The sequence below is a fragment of the Fibrobacter sp. UWR2 genome (genome assembly GCF_002210285.1).
Taxonomy (GTDB): Bacteria; Fibrobacterota; Fibrobacteria; order Fibrobacterales; family Fibrobacteraceae; genus Fibrobacter.
Genome location: NZ_MWQE01000003.1, coordinates 186,734 through 206,487, shown reverse-complemented (window position 1 = coordinate 206,487; position 19,754 = coordinate 186,734). Strand labels below are relative to the sequence as shown.

Genomic DNA, 19,754 nt, shown 5'->3' with positions numbered 1-19,754 from the left:
GTCTACTTAAAGAGCACCCGGCGCAAGGCGACCTGGCCCGCCACGGAGACACGGACCATATAGAGGCCACGTCGCGGAACCGCAATCGAGACCGTATTGCGGCCATCGACCGCCCGGAGGGCCGTCTTCGCGACAGAGGCGCCCTTCATGTCGAACACGTCGACCTGGGCCCGCGAGCCGCCCATTCCGGCAGCATCGAAGGTGACCTGGAGCGAGCCGCCCGCCTGGACAGCGTTGAGCCCGCGGAGTTCACGCACCACAACCTTCCTTGCGGCCGGCGCCACGCGGATGGTCGCAGCCTTCGCCGTGGGGGCAAGGTCCACCGGGAGCCTTTCGCCCGCATGGAGTTCATGCGTCTCGCCGTCGAGAGTCACGAATACGCGCAGGCCCCTTTCGGGCAGGGCATCGGCGCCCGCAACTTCCAGATAGCCCCTGCGGCTGCTCGTAGCCGAGAGTTCCACGTTCCATTCGTACGCATTGCCCTCGGTTTCGACCTTCATGCACTTTTCAAGGCGCTTTCCGCCATCAAGAATAGAGAGATTGACGCGGTCGCCCATGCCGGCAGGCGGTTCCTCGAAATTCCAGGCAAACTTGCCTGCACCGAGCGTGTTGCGGGTATCCTTCTTGCCCTTCTCGTCGGAGAGCATAAGGCGCATATTCCAGCCCAAGCTTGTAACTCCGGACTTCGCCAGCTGCTTGGCCAGCGGCCTTGCTCTCTTGAGACTGCCGTCCAGTTGCACCGTATCCATGTAAATGGGATAAGGCGAGAGATACCCGTCGAACCTGGAACTATCGACCAGCTTCACCCAGACCGCCTCGTATGGCTTCAGGGAGGTCACTTCGTCGTACTGGCCCGTCTTCTCGTTCCAGCTCCTGTATTCCACGGCCGGGACAAGGCGACGTTTCATCTGTTCGGCAACCCAGTCATCGTCATAACCGTTGGCCTGCTGCTCATACTGTATTGTCTGCATGATAGGTAGTGTATCGACTTCGTAGCCATACAATTCCATGTCCCAGCCGTACGGGTTGGCCACGAGGTTCCAGCCGGTGTTCACGCTATCGAGCTGCCAGGTCATGGTATCGGCAAACGCATTGTCGCCCACCTTGAGCGGCCTACCCTCGATGGAATTGTACCAATAGCCAACGCCCACCTGCGGCTTGCCCTTCTTGGTGAGTTCCTGGTACTGCCAGTACGATCCGTAGTTCGCGCTTTCGTTCCACCAGTACACCTTCTCGTCGCCATCCCAGCCAAAACTTCCTATATCGGCACTCGCGAGAGCCACCATGTGCCAGGACTTGCCCACGGCAATCTCGCTCTTGACCTCGAAGGTACGTTCGAAGATGGTCGTATCCACACCATTGAACAGTGCCGCGCTAAAGAGGTAGTCGCCGGACTTGAGCGGGAACTTGTCCCAGTAGACATTGCAGTTCTTCGTGAAGCATTCGAACAAGGTATCTTCAACCGAGTTGCCGTCGTCATCTTCGAGTAAGATGTGGTACCAGGAAGTATCGCGCTTCGCGAAGGAGTAGACACTCACGTTAAACTGCACCGCATTGCCCGACTGCATCAGCACGGGTTCGCCACCGGCAGGGCTATTGTCCACGACAAAGTAGGCCGTCAGCTTGGCTCCGTCGACAGAGATGGCAATCGTATCGCCCTCCCTAAATTCCGTTACATAGCCCAGTTCGTCCAGCTCGACCTTATCGAGCTTGTAGCCATTTTCACCCACGCCGTGCACCGTAAACGTGCCGGCAAACTTCATAGGCGGCAAGATAATCCGGTTACCCTTCACGTCGAAGGTGTGTACGCGGGATTTCCCCGTAGCATCCGATTCGATAAGTTCCAGGCTGCCCTTATCGGATTCCGCGGTAACGCTCACATACATGGCCTGTGCCACGCACGAATCGGCTTCGCCCCAGACAGCGTAAAGTTTCTTATCGCTGGCGCCCTGATATATAACGCTTCCAGAATTAGCGGTCCTAAAGTCATAAGTCGGCGCATTTTCGCTGAAGGCCCAGCCCAGCACGCAGGCGTCCGCCGTATAGATCCAGGTCGGCACTTCGAACCACCTATTGGCATCATCAATAACCGTCAAGGGGTCACCCAGCGTATAATCCATGTCATAGAACAAGCCTTCCTCTCCCTTGTTCAGTACGAGTTCTATATCGACATACTGGGCGAAGTTCGCCGTCAGGAGGACCCCGTCGACAACATCCATCGGATAGATGTAGACAAGTTCATCGTTCAGTATGTCGAAATTCGAGGGCGTAAATCCACTATTTAAGTAAGTAACATCTACATTCGCAAGCACGTAGCCCTGCTTGGGCACCGACCCCACATGGAATACGAACGGACGATCTTCCTTTTTGCCTCTCAAATCTGGGATTGCGATTGAATTGTTTTTAAAGTCGTGCCTGAATATCACGGAATCACTCGGGTTCACCAACGCCTGCCAGAGGTAGACTTCGCCAAGGGTCGAATCACCACCGGCGTATTCCAGCGTTATCGTGGTCGTATCCGGATCATAACACATGGCCGACGTTTCGGGAGTACTCCACTTTCCATACAAGCTAAATGTTCCATCCTGAATAGTGACATTGTTCAGGAGATTTGCGTTCAACGCATCGGAAACAATGACGCTCGGTTCACTGGCAGTTTCCTTCCACCCGTCAAAGCAGGCCTTAGTACTGGACAGTTTCGGGAGTTTCACCGTCGAGGTATCCGCCCTAGAGTATGTCGTCAGATTATTCATATTGCCGGAAATAAACACCGGGAAATCACCCTCGTTCACATCGAAATTAATGTAGTAGGGAATCGCATCCATCTTGGGCGTCCACATCAGGACGTAGTCATAGCTAAGGCCCTTGGCCTTGACTGCTCCGATTGCCTTTGCCAGGCTATCCATATAAACCTGGTCAAGGCTATCGATATCCGTCGTCCATTTTACCAACTTGGTCGTATTCATGGCTGCAGACAAGGTATCGACAAAAGACTTCACATCTGTAAAGTAGGAGTCCGTAGCATTGACAGTTATTTCTGTGCCACAAATAGACGGAGGCATCTGGGCAAAATAGCAGGCCTGGATATCACTATCGTACCCCACAGCATAAGCCCAGAAATCAACCGTCCAGCCATGCAAATCAAATCCCGTTTCAACGCTAGCGCTATAGGCGGCAGGTAGTTCGTAGGCAATCATTGTACCGCCTTCATTAATTTTATCGACGTCAACTTGTCTGTAGTCGTAGTGCACGCCTTCCTTGTAACCAGAATAGGTCACCGTAATCTCCGTCTGCGTGCTGGTGTTTCCGACGGACGGTATTAGAGAAGGAGTCCTGTGCACATACCTTAATTGCACCACATTTTCTTGTGTCGGGCCGAGATAGTCCTTAAGCGCGTCTAGGACTTCAGTGTAAGAAACGATACCCGAAACGCCAATCGGAGTCGCCGGGCAGTTGGCTACAGTTCCATTACACTCCATAGTAACTTCTTCCACAGAATAAACCGTCGAAAAGGACTCGGAAAGCAAAGCCGCAGTCGGGACCATGTCCGTCGAGTTGTACCTTGAAACTTGTGTCTTGGGCAGCAAGGAATACACCGGCCCAAGCGAAGGGTCATCCATGTTTACAAAGTCACCCTGGGCATCCGAATACACCAGGTATTCAATCTTGACCATGTAATCCACGTCCATTCCATATTCAATATCCCCGGCAATATTGACATAGTTGAGATTTACCGACTGCAGCGCATCGACAATTCCGTACTTGGCGCTCAGGAACTTGACCTTATCCAAAAAATCGGCGCTTACGCTCCCGTCCTTTTCGGAATAGGTGATAAGGCTCAAGCTACTATCGCCTGTCGGCAAGCCACCACCATCAAATATCGGCGTCTTATAAAGGACACCTTCCTTTTGCAAGGCATCGATATCATCGGCCGACAAACTGGACTTGATTTGTGCAAGGCTTATTTCCACCTTGTACGCAGTGCGCGTATCCGTAGTCGATTCACATACGTGAGGGATTTTACCCTTTTCGCTTTCCCAGCAGATGAACGAAACCTTACCAGGAAAGGAACTCGAGTCAAGGTCATCGTAAAATCCCGAACCATAGCGGTCGACAGACTTCTTGCTCAGGATATAGGTGAGTTCACGCGAAACCATTGTCGAGTCGTCGAGCACACCGTTCTGCACTGAATCTACTACCGCGCCAGTAGAACTCGTAATAAGAATATTGCCGTCGCCGTTCAAGCCCAGCAGGCCCGTGGGCTCCAGCTTGGCAGATCCCGATTCGACAGCATTGCGGTAATTGTACCTGAATACATACGAATAACCACTAACAGAGCCATCACCGGCCGCCCAACCCGTTACGGCACCCCCGGCCAGAGCAAAGGAACCCATAGCATCCTTGGCGTCGACATCGTCTGTACCCTGATGGACGTTCGCATACATCACAATCTTGTCTTTAAATACAAATTCGGAAGAGCAGGAACCGATTACAAAGCCGACATTATCACTACCCGAACGGATGTTCCCGACACTCAGGTTATCGTACAGGTTCGCCCTATAATAGTCCAGTTTGCCAATCATGCCACCCACGCCAACTCCACTGGAAACTGTTTCCGCTGCAATATCGATATCGCCCTCGACATACGCCCTGCGGATCTCGACATCCCCTCCCGAAAAATCAGCAAGGCCAATAAAGCCACCCGCATAAAGCTGTTGCACACCAGTCGACGAAGTCGAAATGAGCGCTTGCCCGTCTGGAGCCTTAACCGTTGTCGAAGTAGACTTGAATGCTCCACATGGCGCAGTCCCATTTTTTACTTCGGCCTTGATACGCCCCGCCAGGCCGCCCGCATAGACAGTGCCCGAAGTCGCGGCTTCCATAGAAGCCGTGACCACATCGTTATCCGATACATACACGGCGCCTCGTTCATAATCGTTTGTTCCGTCATTAAACTCGCCGCCAAAGCCAATGAGGCCACCCATCGTCAGAGTGAAATTTTTCGTACTTGTGCTGGCAATGGAAACATCCACCTGATTATTACGGACAACAACGGAATCGCGATTTGATTTCGTTTGCGTCATCCTCGCCCTACCCACAAGGCCGCCAAAATACTGGTCTCCGTACCCAGCCGAAGAAATACGGGTCTTTACCGATCCGTTCAACACCTTGATGGTCTTGAGTAGAGAGACATCGCCAAACAGGCCCCCAACAAACAGGTCTTCGTCGTTAGAGGGCAAAGCCTCGTATGTCAAGGTGACATTGTTCGCTTCGCACTCGACACTCATGGTATCTGTCGCCATCGACCCGTTAAACACCACCATGCCCACAAGGCCGCCAGCCCTTGTACCGAGAGCGCTTCCCGTAAAGGTGGCCGAAACCGTATTCGACCGGAACGACAGCAATCCACTCTTGTGGGTCATTCTTCCAATGAGGCCGCCCGCCATCGGAGCGTTCAGTTCGACATCGACCTGCAGAATGGAAGCGACAAACTGGGGGTCCGTCGCGGAAGCGGTTGTCACAGAGTCAATGCCGAACAAGCCACCAGCCGCATCAAAGGAAAACACCTTCGATCTATCGACGGAAATATTCCCGAAAGTCACGTTCTTCGCTATCGCAGCGACGACACCTGCCGCGGCAATCCCCCTGTAAGCCGACTTTGCATTCACATAGGCATTGTCAAAATGCAGGTTTTGAATGTTACAGTCGTCTATATTGCCCAAAAAGCCTACCGTTCCCGTACCGATCTGGCAAAAATTACGGATAACATGTTCTACGCCGTCATAACGGCCATTGAATTCCTTCAGCGGCATGTATAGGGCGCCAAAATTAATCGGCTTGAAATCGTTCACGCAGGTGACTTCGGAACCATCGTCCTTATAGCCGCCAAATCCAGGTCCGTCTTCAGGTAAAACGTCACCCCGGTAGCAGGACTCGAAGCTGTCAACCGTGTATCCGATTCTATTGCCGTAACGAGGTCGTTCCACGAATCATACACCTCCGACGTGGTGAAAATGTCCCAGGTCGCATCGTCCACGGAGGCATACTGGCCGATGAAGCAGGCCACCTCGGGCGCCGCCGCCGTAGGTTCGCTACAGGTATACGCAAAGACACCGACATCCGAATTCGACAAATCTGCAGCAACCGATTCGACTGCAGAGCCAAGTCCAAGAATAGCGGAAAACACGATAAACTTCAAATTCAGCTTCATAGAGGCCTCACTTTTCATAGAAAATAAGAAAATTTTAAGGTATTAGGGGTGTCCGGGAGCACATTGTGTTGTAATTCACATCCTCCCCAAAACTTTTTGCTAGATTTCCGATGGTTCAATATTGTCGCCACACAAGGAGTTTAGGATGTTCAAAAGGGTTATTCTGGCCGTCGCGCTCGCCATCAGCGCTTCTTTTGCCACATGGGACTACTTCCCCATCCGCCCCGCAGGGAGCGGTACCGGCGAAATCGGGCTCTACTACGACTGGGACCACCGCTGGTCGCAGGCCGGCCTTTCGGCGGGCGCTCGCTTTTCGCTGCTTAGCGTCTTTGAAATTGCCGTCATGGGCTTTGGCTACCAGGTCTGGGGCGAAGACGACTGCGACGACTGCGTCAACGGCGGTGACGGCCTCCGTGACGTGACGATTGGCGGTAGGTTCCAGATCAACCCGATGGTCAGCGCCTTTATCGACGCCCACCTGCCTATCGGCCGCGAAGTGTACGACGGCTACAACACCACGCCCCCGGGCAACAACGAGTTCGCAATCTACTTCGGTGCACAGTTCTCCATGCCCATCAAGGAAGCTCCGGGCCTCAAGTTCGGTACGGAAGCGGGCCTCGACTGGGGTTTCGAGCACACCAACCCCTATGACGGTCGCAAGGGCTACGAACGCGGGCTCGAGATGCACCTCTCCGGCGAACTGGACTACACCGTACCTAAGTCGCAGGTCACTCCCTACCTCGGCATGCAATTCAAGCTCCAGCTGACCGAAGACACCTGGGAAGACGGCAACAAGGAAAGGGGCGACAACGACGACTTCGACGACGGACAGTTCAACCTGTGGCTCGGCGTCCAGGTCGACATCAGCAGCGCCATCTACGTGAAGGCCCACCTGAAGTTCCGCACCGGCGATATGGACGGCGAGGCGACCGGGCTCTACATGGCCGGCGGCTTCAATTTCTAGTTACGCCCTGCCAGCGGACTAAAACGGCCTTTTCGCCCGGTCTAGACTGCAACGAAAATCACACAACGCACGTTTTTTATTGCAAACGTGCGTTTTTTATATTATTTTAGTACAAAACCCTCAACAAAGGAACAACAATGCTCAAGAAAATCATTCTGGCCGCAGTCGTAGCAGCGACGGCCACCTTCGCACAGATCAACGTCGGTATCCATGCCGGCGTGGACATGAACACCATGTGGGGCGACGACGTCGAAGACGATGCCGCTACTGGCGTAGGCTTCAATGCCGGTGTCGGCATGAAGATTTCCCTGCCGCTCCTGCCGATCACTGTCGCACCGGAAGTCTTGATTGACATGCGCAACCTTGACATCAGCAAGAACGTCACCTGGACCGAATGGGCATTGGACATTCCAGTTCTCGTCCGCTTCTCCCTGCTCCCCATCCTCTACCTGGAAGCCGGCCCGGAACTCGCCATCAACCTTAGCGTTTCTGCCGAAGATGACGACGGCAACGAAGTCGAGTACGACGACGACGAATTCAACACCATGGAATTCGACCTCGTATTCGGCATTGGCACGGGCATCGTTCCGTTCGTCGACATCGACTTCCGCGTGATTCTCGGCCTCACCAACATCTACGCCGACTACGAAACCAAGCTCGTGACCGTCAAGGCTAAGGACGCATCTAACATGCAGTTCGCCCTCGGCGCCACCTACTGGTTCTAAGCCGTTTTTTCAAATAAACGCAAAAGCCCCCGCACCGACGGGGGTCTTTTTTATGGCATTTTATATTATATTTCTTGAAAACCTCTAAACAAAGGATTCAATATGCTCAAGAAAATCCTCCTAGCAGCAGTCGTAGCAGCGACGGCCACCTTCGCACAAATCAATGTCGGCGCCACCCTCGGTGCCAACCTGAGCACCCTCAAGGGCGACGACGCCGAAGATATTGGCACCAGCATCGGTTTCCAGGCCGGTGTCGCCGGCAAGTTCGCCGTACCCGTCATCCCTCTCGTGCTCGTGCCGGAAATCTTGATCGACATGCGCAACTTCAGCTATGATCCCGGTGCGGAATATAACATCACGACTTGGGCATTGGACATTCCCGTGATGGCACGCTTCTCCCCGATGCCCGTGTTCTATATTGAAGCCGGTCCGCAGTTCGCGTTCAACCTGAGCACCTCCTCCGACAAGGTTCTCGGCAAGGACATTTCCGACATCTTCGAGTTCAACACCTTTGAATTCGACTTCGTCCTCGGTGGGGGCACGGACATCCTTCCGTTCGTAGACATCGACTTCCGCGTCGTACTCGGCCTGTCCGACTGGATGTCCGGCTTGGTCGGCGAGAAGGGAGGCGACCCCTGGGACACTTCCAACCTGCAGTTCATGCTCGGCGTCACCTACTGGTTCCTGTAGACCCGCATAACGCGATATTGCAAAAGAGACGTGCCGCAAAGCACGTCTCTTTTTTTATGAAAGATCCCCGCCGGAGTTTACCCCGCACTTGATGCGGAGCCTCCAGGGTGACATTTTCTACTTCTATTTCACGTCGTATTCCGGAATCGGGAGGCTTTCGCCGGATTTCATGGCGGCGTCGAGCTTCTTGGACTTTTCCGGGTCGAGCCACCAGTAAACCGGGATGGCGTCTTCGCGGTTGAAGTGGTCCAGAACCTTCTCGGGAGTGCCGTAGCGGTTCCAGTAGAGGATACGATGGTGGTCGCACTGCCACATGAGCACGTACGGCACGATTTCGGCGAGACGGTTGTCGAGCGCCTTCAGGATTTCGTTACGCTTCGCGAGGTCGAATTCCGTCTTCTGGAGGTTGATTAAGCTATCGACCACCTTGTCCTGCACGCCGGCAAGGTTGTTCGTACCCTTCTGGAGAGCGGTTGCCGAAGACCAGCTGGCTTCGGGGTCGCGGAGGCGGCCAGCGCCCCAGTTCACCCAGTACAAATCGAAGTCGGCATCGTCCAAGCGCTTGCGGAGCGTGCTCTGGCTCATCTGCTCGATGGTCGCCACCACGCCCACCTTCTTCAGGTCTTCCTGGAACAGCGTGAGGTGGCGCAGGTCTTCCTGGCTCGTGATGAAGTTAATTGCAAACGGCTTGCCATCCTTCTCGAGAACGCCCTGGGCGTTCACCTTGTAGCCCGCTTCGGCAAAGAGGGCGCGGGCGCTGTCCGGGTTGAACGTGTAGAGCGGCGCCGTCGGGTTCTTGTTGCCTTCCCACAGGTCGGGGTAGTAGCTGTTCAGCAAGAAGTACTGGCCAAACATGTACTTCTCGTTCATCGCCTCGCGGTTTAAAAGCATGCTCAGGGCACGTCGCACACGCACATCCTGGAACTGCGGCTTACGCAGATTGATGGCCATGCCCTGGAAGCCGATGGGCTCCTTGTTGAAGATGCGCTGCTTCACGGCCCAGCCCTTCTTGACGGCATCGAAATCGGTCTGCTTCATCCAAATGCTGCTGGTGTAGATGGCGTAAGCGTTGAAGTCCTGCTTCTTGAAGGCTTCGAGCGCCTTCGTCTGGTCGTTCATGAAGCGGTAGCGGATCTTTTCGAAGTTGTACTTGCCGCGGTTCCAGTTCTTCTTGAAGCCCCACCAGTCGGCGCGGCGAGCGAGTTCTACGTAGCGGTCTTCGCGGAAGGTCTTGATCTTGTACGGGCCCGAAACTACCGGGAACTCGTAGCGGATCTGGTTGAAGTCCTTGCCCGCCCAGGCGTGCTTGGGGAACGCGAGCATGCCTGCGGCTTCCCAGAAGTTGCCCCAGTGGGATTCCTTCGCGGTCATCTTCACCGTGAGGCTGTCGACCACCTCCGGGCGGTCGAAACGGCTAAGCCCGACCTTGAAAATCGGCGTGAGGTTCTTCTCGTCCATGATGACGTCGTAGTAGTACTGCACGTCTTCGGCGGTGACGGGCTTGCCGTCGCTCCACCGGGCCCGCGCATCCACGTGGAAGGTAAACGTCTTGCCGTCTTCCGATACGCTCCAACTATCGGCGAGGATACCGACTTCGCGGTCCTCGGTGGAGTGCAGACTCACGAGCGGCTCGAACATCATGCCCATGAGTTCGGCAGAGAAACTGTTGTAGTCTTCCCACATGTTGAACGACTTCGGCATCGCGGAGCCCCAGAGGGTAATCGTGCCGCAGGGGCGGGCGTCCTTGGAGGCAATCGGGTCGAACTCGCCCGTGGCTTCCGGGTCCTGCGGCAGTTCCGGGCAGTTCAACTCGCCACCCGCAGCCTTCGCGGACTTAGAAGTTCCTTGCTCGTTGCAGGCGGTAAGGGCCATCGCCGATACCATCAGGGATACAAGTGCTACTCCATAAAACTTCATATTCTTCATTCTTCGTTCTCTCATTCTAGATGGCGGGGCTCCGCCCGCCATGACGATACCACGACAAGGGAGTTCCACACATTTCTCTTCCACTGTTCCTAAGGTCTAAAATACCTTTTGGGTTTCACGGGCTTTTCGGGTTCGGCAACTTCGGGGGCGTTCTTCGCGCGTTCTGCGTCTTCGGCCTTGAGCGCCGCAAGCGCCACGCGGGCAGCCTCCTGTTCGGCCTTCTTCTTGTTCGGGCCAACGCCACGGCCATACACCTTCCCGTTTACGCGCACCTCGGCGGTAAATTCCTTCTGGTGTTCCGGGCCTTCCTCGCCCACGATTTCGTATTCCGGGGATACGCGCAACGCGCCTCCCTGCGTGTACTCAAGCAGTTCGCTCTTGAAGTTCACGAAGTCCTCGGCTACGATGATTTCCTTTACACGCGGGAAATGGAACCTGTTGAGGATGGCGCGGACTTCCTCGAGCCCGCCGTCGAGGTACACCGCCCCGAGCACGGCCTCGTAGGCATCGGCCAGAATGCTTTCCTTGCCACGGCCGCCCATCTTCGCCTCGGCCTTCCCGAGCTTCACGTATTCGCTCAGGCTCCATTCCTTCGAGGACTGCGCGCACGCATGGCCCGAAACAATCGCGCTCTTCCGCTTGGAGAGGTCGCCTTCCGGGTCGTCGGGATACATCTTGTACAGGAATTCCGTGGTGAGCATGTTCAGCACGGAATCGCCCAGGAACTCCAGGCGCTCGTTGTTGCTCTCGTAGGGCAAGTCCCGCCCCGACAGGTAAGACCTGTGCACCAGCGCATGGGCCAGCAGCTCCGGATCCTTGAACCTGTACCCAAGCTTTGCCTCAAGCCCCTCACCGGACTTCTGGCGAAACCAGAGTTTCAGCAGTTTGTGCAGCATGTTCTTTTCTTCCAATATCTACTCCTTTTCTGCTCTCGAAAAGATATAAAAATACCCCGGGTTTGAACCGGGGAATTCGCCGTCCCGGCACAGGCCGGGAAATCCGCTCCGCCCGACCTGCGGGCGAAGTACACGGGGCATAAGAAGATTACTTCTTCTTTTCTTCCAGGAAGGCAACCACGTCGGAAACCTTCTGGAACTTTTCAGCGTCGGTATCCAGGATTTCGACTTCGAAAGCGTCTTCGAGAGCCATCACGAGCTCGACGCGATCGAGGGAGTCGGCACCGAGGTCGTTACCGAATTCAGATTCCATCTTCACGTCTTCGGCCTTGACTTCGAGCTTGGCGACGATGACGTCGGTGATCTTCTGGAAAATTTCTTCTTGTGTCATTATATACTCCGTTTGGATTGTTTGTTATAAATTTAGTAAAAAACGCCTAGGCGTTCAACCCCCCATCAACGCCCAGAATCTGGCCGGTGATGTAGCAGGCGTCGTCAGATGCCAAAAATGCGACCGCATTGGCCACGTCTTCGGGTTTTCCGATACGTCCGAGAGGGATTTGAGCTGCATATTTTTCCTTGGTGGCGTCGTCCATGGCGGCGGTCATGTCGGTACCGATAAAGCCGGGGGCGATTGCGTTCACCGTGATGCCGCGGGAGGCAAATTCCCTCGAGTTGGAACGGGTCATGCCGATGATGCCGGCCTTGGCGGCGGCGTAGTTCGCCTGGCCTGCCTGGCCACGCAGGGCGTTAATGCTCGAAATGTTGATGATGCGGCCGGTACGCTTGCCCATCATGGTGCGGGCGACGGCGCGGGTGCACAGGAACACGGAACGCAGGTTGGTGGCGATGACGGCGTCAAAGTCTTCGTCCTTCATGCGCATCAGGAGGCCATCGCGGGTAATGCCGGCGTTGTTCACCAGGATGTCGACCGTTCCCATGTCGGCGATAATCTGCTTGAACACGTCCTGCACGGTCTGGGAGTCGGCAACGTTGCATGCGTAGCTCTTGACCTGCACCCCAAGTTCGGCGGAAAGTTTGGCCGCCAGTTCTTCCTTGACCGAGGTGGAGAGGATGGCGACGTCGGCGCCTTCGCTCGCGAGCTTGGTGGCGATAGCGAGACCGATACCGCGGGAAGCACCGGTGACAATGGCCTTTTTACCTGTAAGTTTACCCATTTTATTACCCCTTTAAAGCCTGGAAGGCTTCGATGGTTTCGACCGGCGTGACCTTCACGTCGCGGCTAATCTTGCGCATCAGGCCCATGAGCACCTTGCCGGAGCCCACTTCGACACCCTGCGTCACGCCCAAGGACATGGCCTTGTTCATGCAGTCGTTCCAGCGGACCGGAGACACCAGCTGGCGCACCAGCAGGTCGGCAATTTCGGAGCCCTTCGTGACCGGTTCAGCAATCACGTTGGCGATGACCGGCTTTTCGACATCGTTAAACTTGGTCTTCGCGATGGCTTCGGCGAGGCCAGCCTGTGCGAACTGCATCAGCGGGCTGTGGAAGGCGCCGGAGACGGCGAGCGGGATGGCCTTGATACCGGCGGCACCGCAGTTTTCCACGAGTTTGTTCACGCCGGCGACGGCACCGGACACCACAATCTGGCCCGGGCAGTTGATGTTGGCGGGCACCACGGCGCCCACGTCCTTCACGGCTTCGCAAAGTTCAAGAATCTTGGCTTCGTCCTGGCCCATGATGGCGGCCATCGCACCCGGGTTCTTGCTACCGGCGCTGGCCATGAGTTCGCCGCGGGTACGCACCAGGCGGAGGCCCTCTTCAAAGCTAAAACCGCCAGCAGCGTAGATGGCGGAATATTCACCGAGGGAATGCCCAGCCACGTAGTCAAAGGCAAAGCCTTCGGACTTGAGGAGTTCCATCACCATCGCAGACACGGTAAAGAGAGCCGGCTGCGTGTTGTCGGTGCTCTTCAAAACATCTTCGGGGCCTTCGGCCATGAGCTTGGAGAGCGAGAAGCCGAGAATCTCGTCGGCCTGCTGCATAATCTTCTTGGCCGGTTCGAAAGTGGAGGCGAGGGTCTGGCCCATGCCCACGTACTGGGCACCCTGGCCAGGGAAAAGCAGAATCGTCTTAGACATTATATACATACCTCTGCGGTAGACCCGCATTTTTGTTCCCCCCAAATTTAAAAAAGAACAGTCCCGTTTCTAGGGTCGCGGGGCAAAAAGCACTCTTTACCCTCGTATGAAAGGAAAATAGAATGTTTTTGTAAGCAAGGGCCGGATTGGCAAGAAGATCCCCGCCGGAGCCTGCCCTCACGGAGGTGAGGGCGGGGATGACAATGAAGATGTCGGGGATGACAATAAAAAAAGAGACGGAACCTTGCGGTTCCGTCCCCAAAAGCCTTTTACAGACAAACTAACAGAAGCCTATTACTTGGCTTCGGCAGATTCGTCCTTGATGGCGGCAAGGCGTTCGTTGACGTTCTTGAATACACCCTTCTCGGCGTACTTGGCGGCGACTTCCACAGCCTTCTCGATAGCGAGGGCGTCGGAGCGGCCGTGGGCGATGATGCCCGTGCCGTTGAGGCCGAGGAGCAGGGCGCCACCGGTCATGCGGTAGTCCCACATCTCGTCGAAGCGGCGGCCAGCCGGAGTGTCGATAGAGCCGAACATCTTGTGGTGCATCTCGAAGAAGCCTTCAAGCATCTTCAAGACAACGTTGCCCGTGAAACCGGACGTAACGACCACGTCAGCGGCACCCATGATGAGAGTCTCGCCTTCGATGTTGCCGATGAAGTTCACCGGAGCGGCCTTCAGGAGCTGGTGGGCTTCCTGGAGCACTGCCGGGCCCTTGTGTTCTTCTTCGCCCATATTGAGGAGGCCAACCTTCGGCTTCTCGTAACCGAAGTAGGTCTCGGCGAAGGCGGAACCCGCGATGGCGAAATCGACCAGCGTGGAGGCACGTTCATCGACGTTCGCGCCGGCATCGACCAGGATGATCGGGCGGTCGGCGGTCGGGATAACGCAACCGATAGGCGGACGGCTGAACTTCTCGCTAGACTTCCCGAGAAGCATGAGGCAGCTAGCCATCATGGCACCGGAGTTGCCGGCGCTCACGGAGGCATCGACCATACCCTTCTTCTGCAGGGCGACGCAGGTCACCAGGCCGGAGTGGGGCTTCTTCTTGAGAACCTGCACGGGATGTTCGTCCATGGCGACCGGGTCCGGTGCATCGACGACCGAAATACCGTTGCCGGCATACCCGAGCGACTCGAGTTTAGCCTTGACCACGGCCTCCGGTCCGCACAGGACCACGTGCAGGTTGGCATTCTTATTGACGGCGTTTACCGCGCCTTCAACAACGACGTCGGGGGCAAAATCGCCACCCAGAGCATCAAGAGCAACTTTAACCATGAACATCTCCTTGCAACAAACGCTGCTTCAGCAAATTAGGCTTCGGCGTCCTTCATGTTGACAACTTCGACACCATTGTAGAAGCCGCAAACCGGGCACACGCGGTGCGGACGCTTTGCAGAACCGCAGTGGTCGCAGGTAGCCATAGCGGGAGCTTCCATCTTCCAGTGGGTACGGCGCTTGTCACGACGGGCGGTCGAGGTTTTTCTTTTAGGTACTGCCATTTTTAACTCCTATTTTCCATTTTGCTCTTAAGAGCCATGAGTTTTTCCCAGCGCGGGTCCATGGGCTTTTCGGCCTCATCGGCACCGTCGTCGGGCGGATTGTTTGATACAAAGATAAAATATTCGTCAGGATTTTTCACGGGCGCGACCGGTTCTTGCAGCAGAACCAGCTGTCGGATGCACTCGGATACATCTACGAAGTCCTGCCCCTGGGGGATCTTGTAGGCGAAGACATCTGCATCGTCCTCGTCCAGCTCCTGCTTTGCGATGGGGAGCCTCTCGACTTCCGCCACGACTTCGGTCGTGAACGGGCGGTCGAACAAATCCAGCGTCCTGGAACAGGTCAGAGTTTGCACTCCGGAGAGCGTACCGGTCACGAGACACTTACCGGGGCCTTCGGGGCTCACCAGCACCTCGGCTACCAGATCGCCCTTGAGGTGCAGTTCGTCGAAGATTTCGGGAGCGTCGGCATGGGACCAGACCACTCGGCGGTCTTCGGGTTCAGTAAGTTTCTGTGCGATATCGATTCTCAAAGTGGCCCAAATTTAATAAAATCGGGGGGCAAAGTCAAGGATTTGGGCCTACTTCTCCACCACACGGCCAGAGAGTTCGCGGAAATCGTCGCGGGCGTACAGCGTGACTCCCGGCGAAACGATATGGAACACCGACTGTTCGGCAAGCGTATCGAGATTGAACTTGAAGGAATCCAGACGGATGCGGTAACTGTCCACCGTATTGTCGAACGAAACTACATAGGGCGGGCGCGCAAGTTCGCCGCGCAGGAACATGCGGTGGAGCGCGCAGCCGACCTCGTCGTTCACCACGACCCAGGCATCTACATCTTGGGGGGCACTCGCCGCAAGGCGCGCGACAACTTCTTCAAAAAATGCCGGAGGTTCCTTGCTGAATTCGAACGGACTTGCGCGTTCGGCATCCACCGCCTCGAAAACATGCAGGCCCGACTTTTTGAGACCATTCAGGCGGTCGACTGACCAGGAACTCAAATGATACGGCGAAATGTAGGCGACATTCATGCAGCCGCGTTCACGCAAAAAACGCCCTACGGAGCGGCCCGGAAACTCGCCGAAGGCGAGGTTAAAGAAGGCATACCGCGGTTCCTTCTTCAGGGCACGCGGAATTTCGGAAAGCGGGTGTTCCCACCACACCGATATCGGGAAGCGCGTCCTTGCAAAAAGCATAAAGAGGCGGTTCGGTTTAAAGACGAGCATCGTGGAGAGTATCGCCCCGAAGGCATCGCGAAATGTCTCGGGCAACACGGCTTTGCCCGCCGAATCCAAGAACTTGCCTGAATCCTCGTGGTAACCGAGTACATGCACACGCAACTCGCGTTTTTCGGCCTCAGCATAAACTTTCTGCATGAATTCGAGTTCGCGATCTCCCAGGCAATAAAAATCCCCCGTCGGGTTTGAGCGCATTACCAAAAGGATTTCCTTTGCCTTCTGCGCCTGCACCGTGCGGAAGTAGAATCGACCGCGGCCACGGCGCGCGAGAATCCCTTCTGCCCGCAACTTTTCGAGCGTGCGCCTCATGGAGCCAACCGACGTTTCGTATTGCATACAAAGTTCCTTGATTGTCGGTAGCGGTGCATCCGTAGAAAAACGTCCGGACTTCCAGTCTTCTTGAAGCAAGCGTTCCAGGCGTTCCACGACCTGCTCGTGCACGAGAGGTTCCGGCACGGCAACCTTCGCCGCGCCCCAGAAATAACCATTGCCGTGTTCACCGTAAGCCTTCTTGGCCTCTATCAACTTGCGGTAGGCGCGGAACACCGTACAGGTCGACGTCGAAAACCGTTCAGCCACTGTCCTGACAGACGGAAGCCTGGCGCCATCCTTGAATTTAGAGGCTTCTAGCCACTTACAGATTTCTTCCACCGTCATTTGAGCCTCCTTTTTTCGGTCTCGAGTATTGCAGACAACATTGTTCACTTGTACGTACTAAATTTCGTATGACGCACATCACAAAATAATTTGTCTATACCGTGTTTCAAATCACAATCACCTGAAACACTAGATACACTTTGGAAAATAATAAAAAAAACGAAAGTGCGGCCACCGTCCGAGATAAAATATCTTTTACAATGCAAGGAGGTTATATGAAAAAAGAATTATTGCTCGGGGCGTGGGTCGGCGGTACAGGTCTCTATCCGCAACCCACGGAAGACAACATCCAATCCTTCCAGGCGCTGCAAGGCGGTCATATCGACCTGGTGAGCCTTTTTGCGCAATTCGACGTCAACTGCTGGGATTGGGTCGAGCAGTTCGCGGAAACAGCCCGTAAAAACGGCTCCACGCTCGTTGTCACGTGGATGCCGACTGGCTACAGCGCACACAAGATCATCGAGGGCGAAGCCGACCCCTATATCCAGCACTTTGCCAAGGGCGTCAAGAGCTACGGCAAGGAAATCTGGCTCCGGCCGCTGCACGAAGCAAACGGCGACTGGTACGACTGGGGCGTAGGCAAGCTCGGCGCAGGCAACACGGACGAGGACGTTGCGGAAGCATTCCGACACATCGTGCGGATCTTCAGGGAAGAATCCGTCGATAACGTAAAGTGGGTCTGGACGACCAACTCCTCGAACGTGGGCGAAAACACGACGTTCACGGGTACCTACCCTGGCGACGAATACGTGGATTACATATCCATCGATGGCTATAACTGGGGCAATAAAAAGTGCTGGTCCCGGTGGAAGAGCTTCTCGCAGGTATTCAAGAAGTCGTACACTGCGCTCTCGAACATCGACAAGCCGGTGTTCATCGCGGAAACCTCGTGCACCGAATCGGGCGGCAGCAAGGCCGAGTGGATTGCCGACATGTTCAAGGTGCTGCCCGCGGAATTCCCGAAGATTTTCGCCATCATGTGGTTCAGCCAGAGCAAGAGTTTTGAGGCGGACTGGGCGCTCGATACGTCGAAGGCCGCCGTGGACGCCTGGAAGGCGGGCGTCAACGCACTCGCAGGGTAAAAGTTTCTCCTTAAACGACACGTTCTCTCCTTAAAAAACCCTATTCCGGGCTTTGAAAAAAGCCCGGAATTCTTTTTTTTGCGAGCAAGAAGCGGCTTTTACGGACTAAACGTGCCTCCCTCGGGTTTTAGTCCGTAAAGAGCGCTAAAAACTCGTCACTTTTCGCAGCGATTTACGGACTAAATGCCCACCCCCCTGCCTTTAGTCCGTAATTTTGCAGGAGTTATGCCCGAAATCGGTGCATTTTGGTGCCAAAGCGCGACTTTTTTACGGACTAAACGGCCACCCCTCGGTCTTTAGTCCGTAAGGAGCACTAAAAACTCGTCACTTTTCGCGATATTTTACAGACTAAACACCCTACCCCCTGCCGTTAGTCCGTAAAAGGCGCACATTTTACACCGTCAACCCGTCGTCAGTCCGTAAAAGGCGCGGCGCCGGCACTTTTTCAGCCTTCAAACCGCCTTCAACCGCCTTCGGTAGACATCAGCCGCCTTCGGGCCGCGTTTTTCACGTCTGCCACCCGCCGATACATTAACATATATATATGTATCAAGAATTTTCGTCCCGTTCCGGCACCCGCAGTCCAAAATTCCGATTCGATGAACTAAATTTTGCCCGAAAAAATGCTCTGGACAGTACTCACATACGCGGTCATCGGCCTGCTGGTCACCTTCGGGCTGTTCTACCTGGCCCTCGAGGTGCGGTTCTTCCGTGCCCTGGGAGGCGTGCGCGAAGGGGAATCCGACGTGGAGCCCAAGCCGGACGTGAGCATACTGATTTCTGCCCGCAACGAGGCGGCGGGCATCCGCGCTACCCTCGATTCGGTACTCGCCCAGGACTACGCCGGCAAATGGGAAGTCTGGGTCGCCGACGACCGCAGCGACGACGACACCCCGAAAATCCTCGCGGAGTATGCAGCGCGCGACCCGCGGCTGCACGTGCTCACCATCAGGGAGATTCCCGAGGGAGTTAGCCCCAAGAAGCACGCTCTCAGCCAGCTCATCGAAGCCTGCGATGGCGAAATCCTCTGCCTCACCGACGCCGACTGCATCGTGAAGCCCACCTGGGTCGCCGGAATCGTCCGGGAATTCGAACCGGGTATCGAACTCGTGGCCGGGCACTCCTACATCCCGACCGAACCCGGCAAGTCGAAAGTCATCGTGTGCATGCAGGCTGTCGAGACGCTTATTTACCGCGTGGCAGGCACCGCGGGCCTCGCGATGCACCTGCCCCTCACGAGTACCGGCAACAACCTCGCCTACCGCAAGAGTTTCTTCAAGAGCGTCCACGGGTTCGACAACGTCATCAAGATCCAGAGCGGCGACGACGACCTCCTGATGCAGAAACTCGCCGCAGACCGCCCCTGGGCCATGCGCTACTGCATCGCCGAATCTACCTTCGTGACCACAAGCGGCAAGGAGACACTCCACGAACTCTGGGAACAGCGCAAGCGCTGGGCCTCGAAAACCATCTACTACACGCCGAAAATCGTGTTCGTGCTCAGCATGGTGTTCCTGTTCCTCACCATGCAGTGTGTCGCGGCGATTCTCGCGCCGTTCAGCCTCGAAATTCTCATAGCCTTCGCGGCCACCTTCGTGGCCAAGTGCGTCGGCGACCTTGTCCTAATATTACGCGGGCTCAGGATTTTCCGGCAGGAGCACCTGCTCAAGTGGTGCATCCCGGTCGAAATCATCCACGCCCCCTTTACCGTGCTGGCCGTACTCTTCGGCCTGTTCGGGCGCTTCAAATGGAAATAA

The 19,754-nt window shown here is 55.6% G+C and carries 15 protein-coding genes; 5 read left to right on the top strand and 10 right to left on the bottom strand.

The genetic code is table 11. The annotated features are described in order from the left end of the window. Positions 1-2: 2 nt before the first annotated feature. The gene (locus tag B7994_RS06815; protein WP_144063783.1) at positions 3-5,987 is read right to left on the bottom strand and encodes a hypothetical protein; all 5,985 of its coding nucleotides are present in this window, start codon (positions 5,985-5,987) and stop codon (positions 3-5) included. Between the two features lie 369 nt (positions 5,988-6,356). Between B7994_RS06815 and B7994_RS06805 the strand changes: the two genes are divergently transcribed. The 3 genes from B7994_RS06805 to B7994_RS06795 all read left to right on the top strand — a co-directional run bounded on the left by B7994_RS06805 (position 6,357) and on the right by B7994_RS06795 (position 8,590). Continuing rightward, positions 6,357-7,175 carry a transporter gene (locus B7994_RS06805; protein ID WP_088637710.1) on the top strand — a complete coding sequence of 273 codons (819 nt, stop codon included), beginning with the start codon at positions 6,357-6,359 and terminating at the stop codon, positions 7,173-7,175. A gap of 137 nt (positions 7,176-7,312) precedes the next feature. Further along, positions 7,313-7,900, top strand: coding sequence for a porin family protein (locus B7994_RS06800; protein ID WP_088637709.1), 588 nt, complete (start codon positions 7,313-7,315; stop codon positions 7,898-7,900). A gap of 102 nt (positions 7,901-8,002) precedes the next feature. Next, positions 8,003-8,590: a porin family protein gene (locus B7994_RS06795; protein ID WP_088637708.1), complete on the top strand. Its 588-nt coding sequence runs from the start codon at positions 8,003-8,005 to the stop codon at positions 8,588-8,590. 123 nt (positions 8,591-8,713) lie between these two features. On the opposite strand, the gene B7994_RS06790 is transcribed toward B7994_RS06795, so the two are convergent. The 9 genes from B7994_RS06790 to B7994_RS06745 all read right to left on the bottom strand — a co-directional run bounded on the left by B7994_RS06790 (position 8,714) and on the right by B7994_RS06745 (position 16,915). After that, positions 8,714-10,516 carry an extracellular solute-binding protein gene (locus B7994_RS06790; protein ID WP_088637707.1) on the bottom strand — a complete coding sequence of 601 codons (1,803 nt, stop codon included), beginning with the start codon at positions 10,514-10,516 and terminating at the stop codon, positions 8,714-8,716. 89 nt (positions 10,517-10,605) lie between these two features. Next, positions 10,606-11,427 (bottom strand): ribonuclease III, encoded by an 822-nt coding sequence (gene rnc, locus B7994_RS06785; RefSeq protein ID WP_088637706.1) that lies wholly within the window; start codon positions 11,425-11,427, stop codon positions 10,606-10,608. A 133-nt stretch (positions 11,428-11,560) separates the two neighbouring features. After that, the gene (acpP, locus tag B7994_RS06780; protein WP_088637705.1) at positions 11,561-11,803 is read right to left on the bottom strand and encodes an acyl carrier protein; all 243 of its coding nucleotides are present in this window, start codon (positions 11,801-11,803) and stop codon (positions 11,561-11,563) included. 46 nt (positions 11,804-11,849) lie between these two features. Further along, complete coding sequence (gene fabG / locus B7994_RS06775; RefSeq protein ID WP_088637704.1) at positions 11,850-12,590, bottom strand: 3-oxoacyl-[acyl-carrier-protein] reductase; 741 nt, start codon at positions 12,588-12,590, stop codon at positions 11,850-11,852. Between the two features lie 4 nt (positions 12,591-12,594). Further along, positions 12,595-13,515, bottom strand: a complete 921-nt coding sequence (gene fabD / locus B7994_RS06770; RefSeq protein ID WP_088637703.1) for an ACP S-malonyltransferase — start codon at positions 13,513-13,515, stop codon at positions 12,595-12,597. A 294-nt stretch (positions 13,516-13,809) separates the two neighbouring features. After that, on the bottom strand, positions 13,810-14,793 hold the full coding sequence (gene plsX / locus B7994_RS06760) for a phosphate acyltransferase PlsX (RefSeq protein WP_088637806.1): 984 nt from the start codon (positions 14,791-14,793) through the stop codon (positions 13,810-13,812). A 35-nt stretch (positions 14,794-14,828) separates the two neighbouring features. Then, positions 14,829-15,017, bottom strand: a complete 189-nt coding sequence (rpmF, locus tag B7994_RS06755; RefSeq protein ID WP_088637701.1) for a 50S ribosomal protein L32 — start codon at positions 15,015-15,017, stop codon at positions 14,829-14,831. Positions 15,018-15,019: 2 nt separating this feature from the next. Further along, positions 15,020-15,550 carry a DUF177 domain-containing protein gene (locus B7994_RS06750; RefSeq protein WP_198957833.1) on the bottom strand — a complete coding sequence of 177 codons (531 nt, stop codon included), beginning with the start codon at positions 15,548-15,550 and terminating at the stop codon, positions 15,020-15,022. A 48-nt stretch (positions 15,551-15,598) separates the two neighbouring features. Further along, positions 15,599-16,915: a GntR family transcriptional regulator gene (locus B7994_RS06745; RefSeq protein ID WP_088637699.1), complete on the bottom strand. Its 1,317-nt coding sequence runs from the start codon at positions 16,913-16,915 to the stop codon at positions 15,599-15,601. A gap of 215 nt (positions 16,916-17,130) precedes the next feature. On the opposite strand from B7994_RS06745, the gene B7994_RS06740 reads away from it, so the two are divergent. Together B7994_RS06740 and B7994_RS06735 are read left to right on the top strand one after the other, a co-directional pair. Further along, a complete protein-coding gene (locus tag B7994_RS06740) occupies positions 17,131-17,997 on the top strand; it encodes a glycoside hydrolase family 26 protein (RefSeq protein WP_233143097.1) in 867 nt (288 codons plus the stop codon). A 623-nt stretch (positions 17,998-18,620) separates the two neighbouring features. Continuing rightward, positions 18,621-19,754: a glycosyltransferase gene (locus B7994_RS06735; protein WP_088637697.1), complete on the top strand. Its 1,134-nt coding sequence runs from the start codon at positions 18,621-18,623 to the stop codon at positions 19,752-19,754.

Bases quoted from the DNA above. Each gene is read 5' to 3' on its own strand.
- B7994_RS06805 (WP_088637710.1), top strand. From the start codon at position 6,357: ATGTTCAAAAGGGTTATTCTGGCCGTCGCGCTCGCCATCAGCGCTTCT.
- B7994_RS06800 (WP_088637709.1), top strand. From the start codon at position 7,313: ATGCTCAAGAAAATCATTCTGGCCGCAGTCGTAGCAGCGACGGCCACC.
- B7994_RS06795 (WP_088637708.1), top strand. From the start codon at position 8,003: ATGCTCAAGAAAATCCTCCTAGCAGCAGTCGTAGCAGCGACGGCCACC.
- B7994_RS06790 (WP_088637707.1), bottom strand. From the start codon at position 10,516: ATGAAGAATATGAAGTTTTATGGAGTAGCACTTGTATCCCTGATGGTA.
- acpP (WP_088637705.1), bottom strand. From the start codon at position 11,803: ATGACACAAGAAGAAATTTTCCAGAAGATCACCGACGTCATCGTCGCC.
- fabG (WP_088637704.1), bottom strand. From the start codon at position 12,590: ATGGGTAAACTTACAGGTAAAAAGGCCATTGTCACCGGTGCTTCCCGC.
- fabD (WP_088637703.1), bottom strand. From the start codon at position 13,515: ATGTCTAAGACGATTCTGCTTTTCCCTGGCCAGGGTGCCCAGTACGTG.
- plsX (WP_088637806.1), bottom strand. From the start codon at position 14,793: ATGGTTAAAGTTGCTCTTGATGCTCTGGGTGGCGATTTTGCCCCCGAC.
- rpmF (WP_088637701.1), bottom strand. From the start codon at position 15,017: ATGGCAGTACCTAAAAGAAAAACCTCGACCGCCCGTCGTGACAAGCGC.
- B7994_RS06745 (WP_088637699.1), bottom strand. From the start codon at position 16,915: ATGACGGTGGAAGAAATCTGTAAGTGGCTAGAAGCCTCTAAATTCAAG.
- B7994_RS06740 (WP_233143097.1), top strand. From the start codon at position 17,131: ATGAAAAAAGAATTATTGCTCGGGGCGTGGGTCGGCGGTACAGGTCTC.
- B7994_RS06735 (WP_088637697.1), top strand. From the start codon at position 18,621: ATGCTCTGGACAGTACTCACATACGCGGTCATCGGCCTGCTGGTCACC.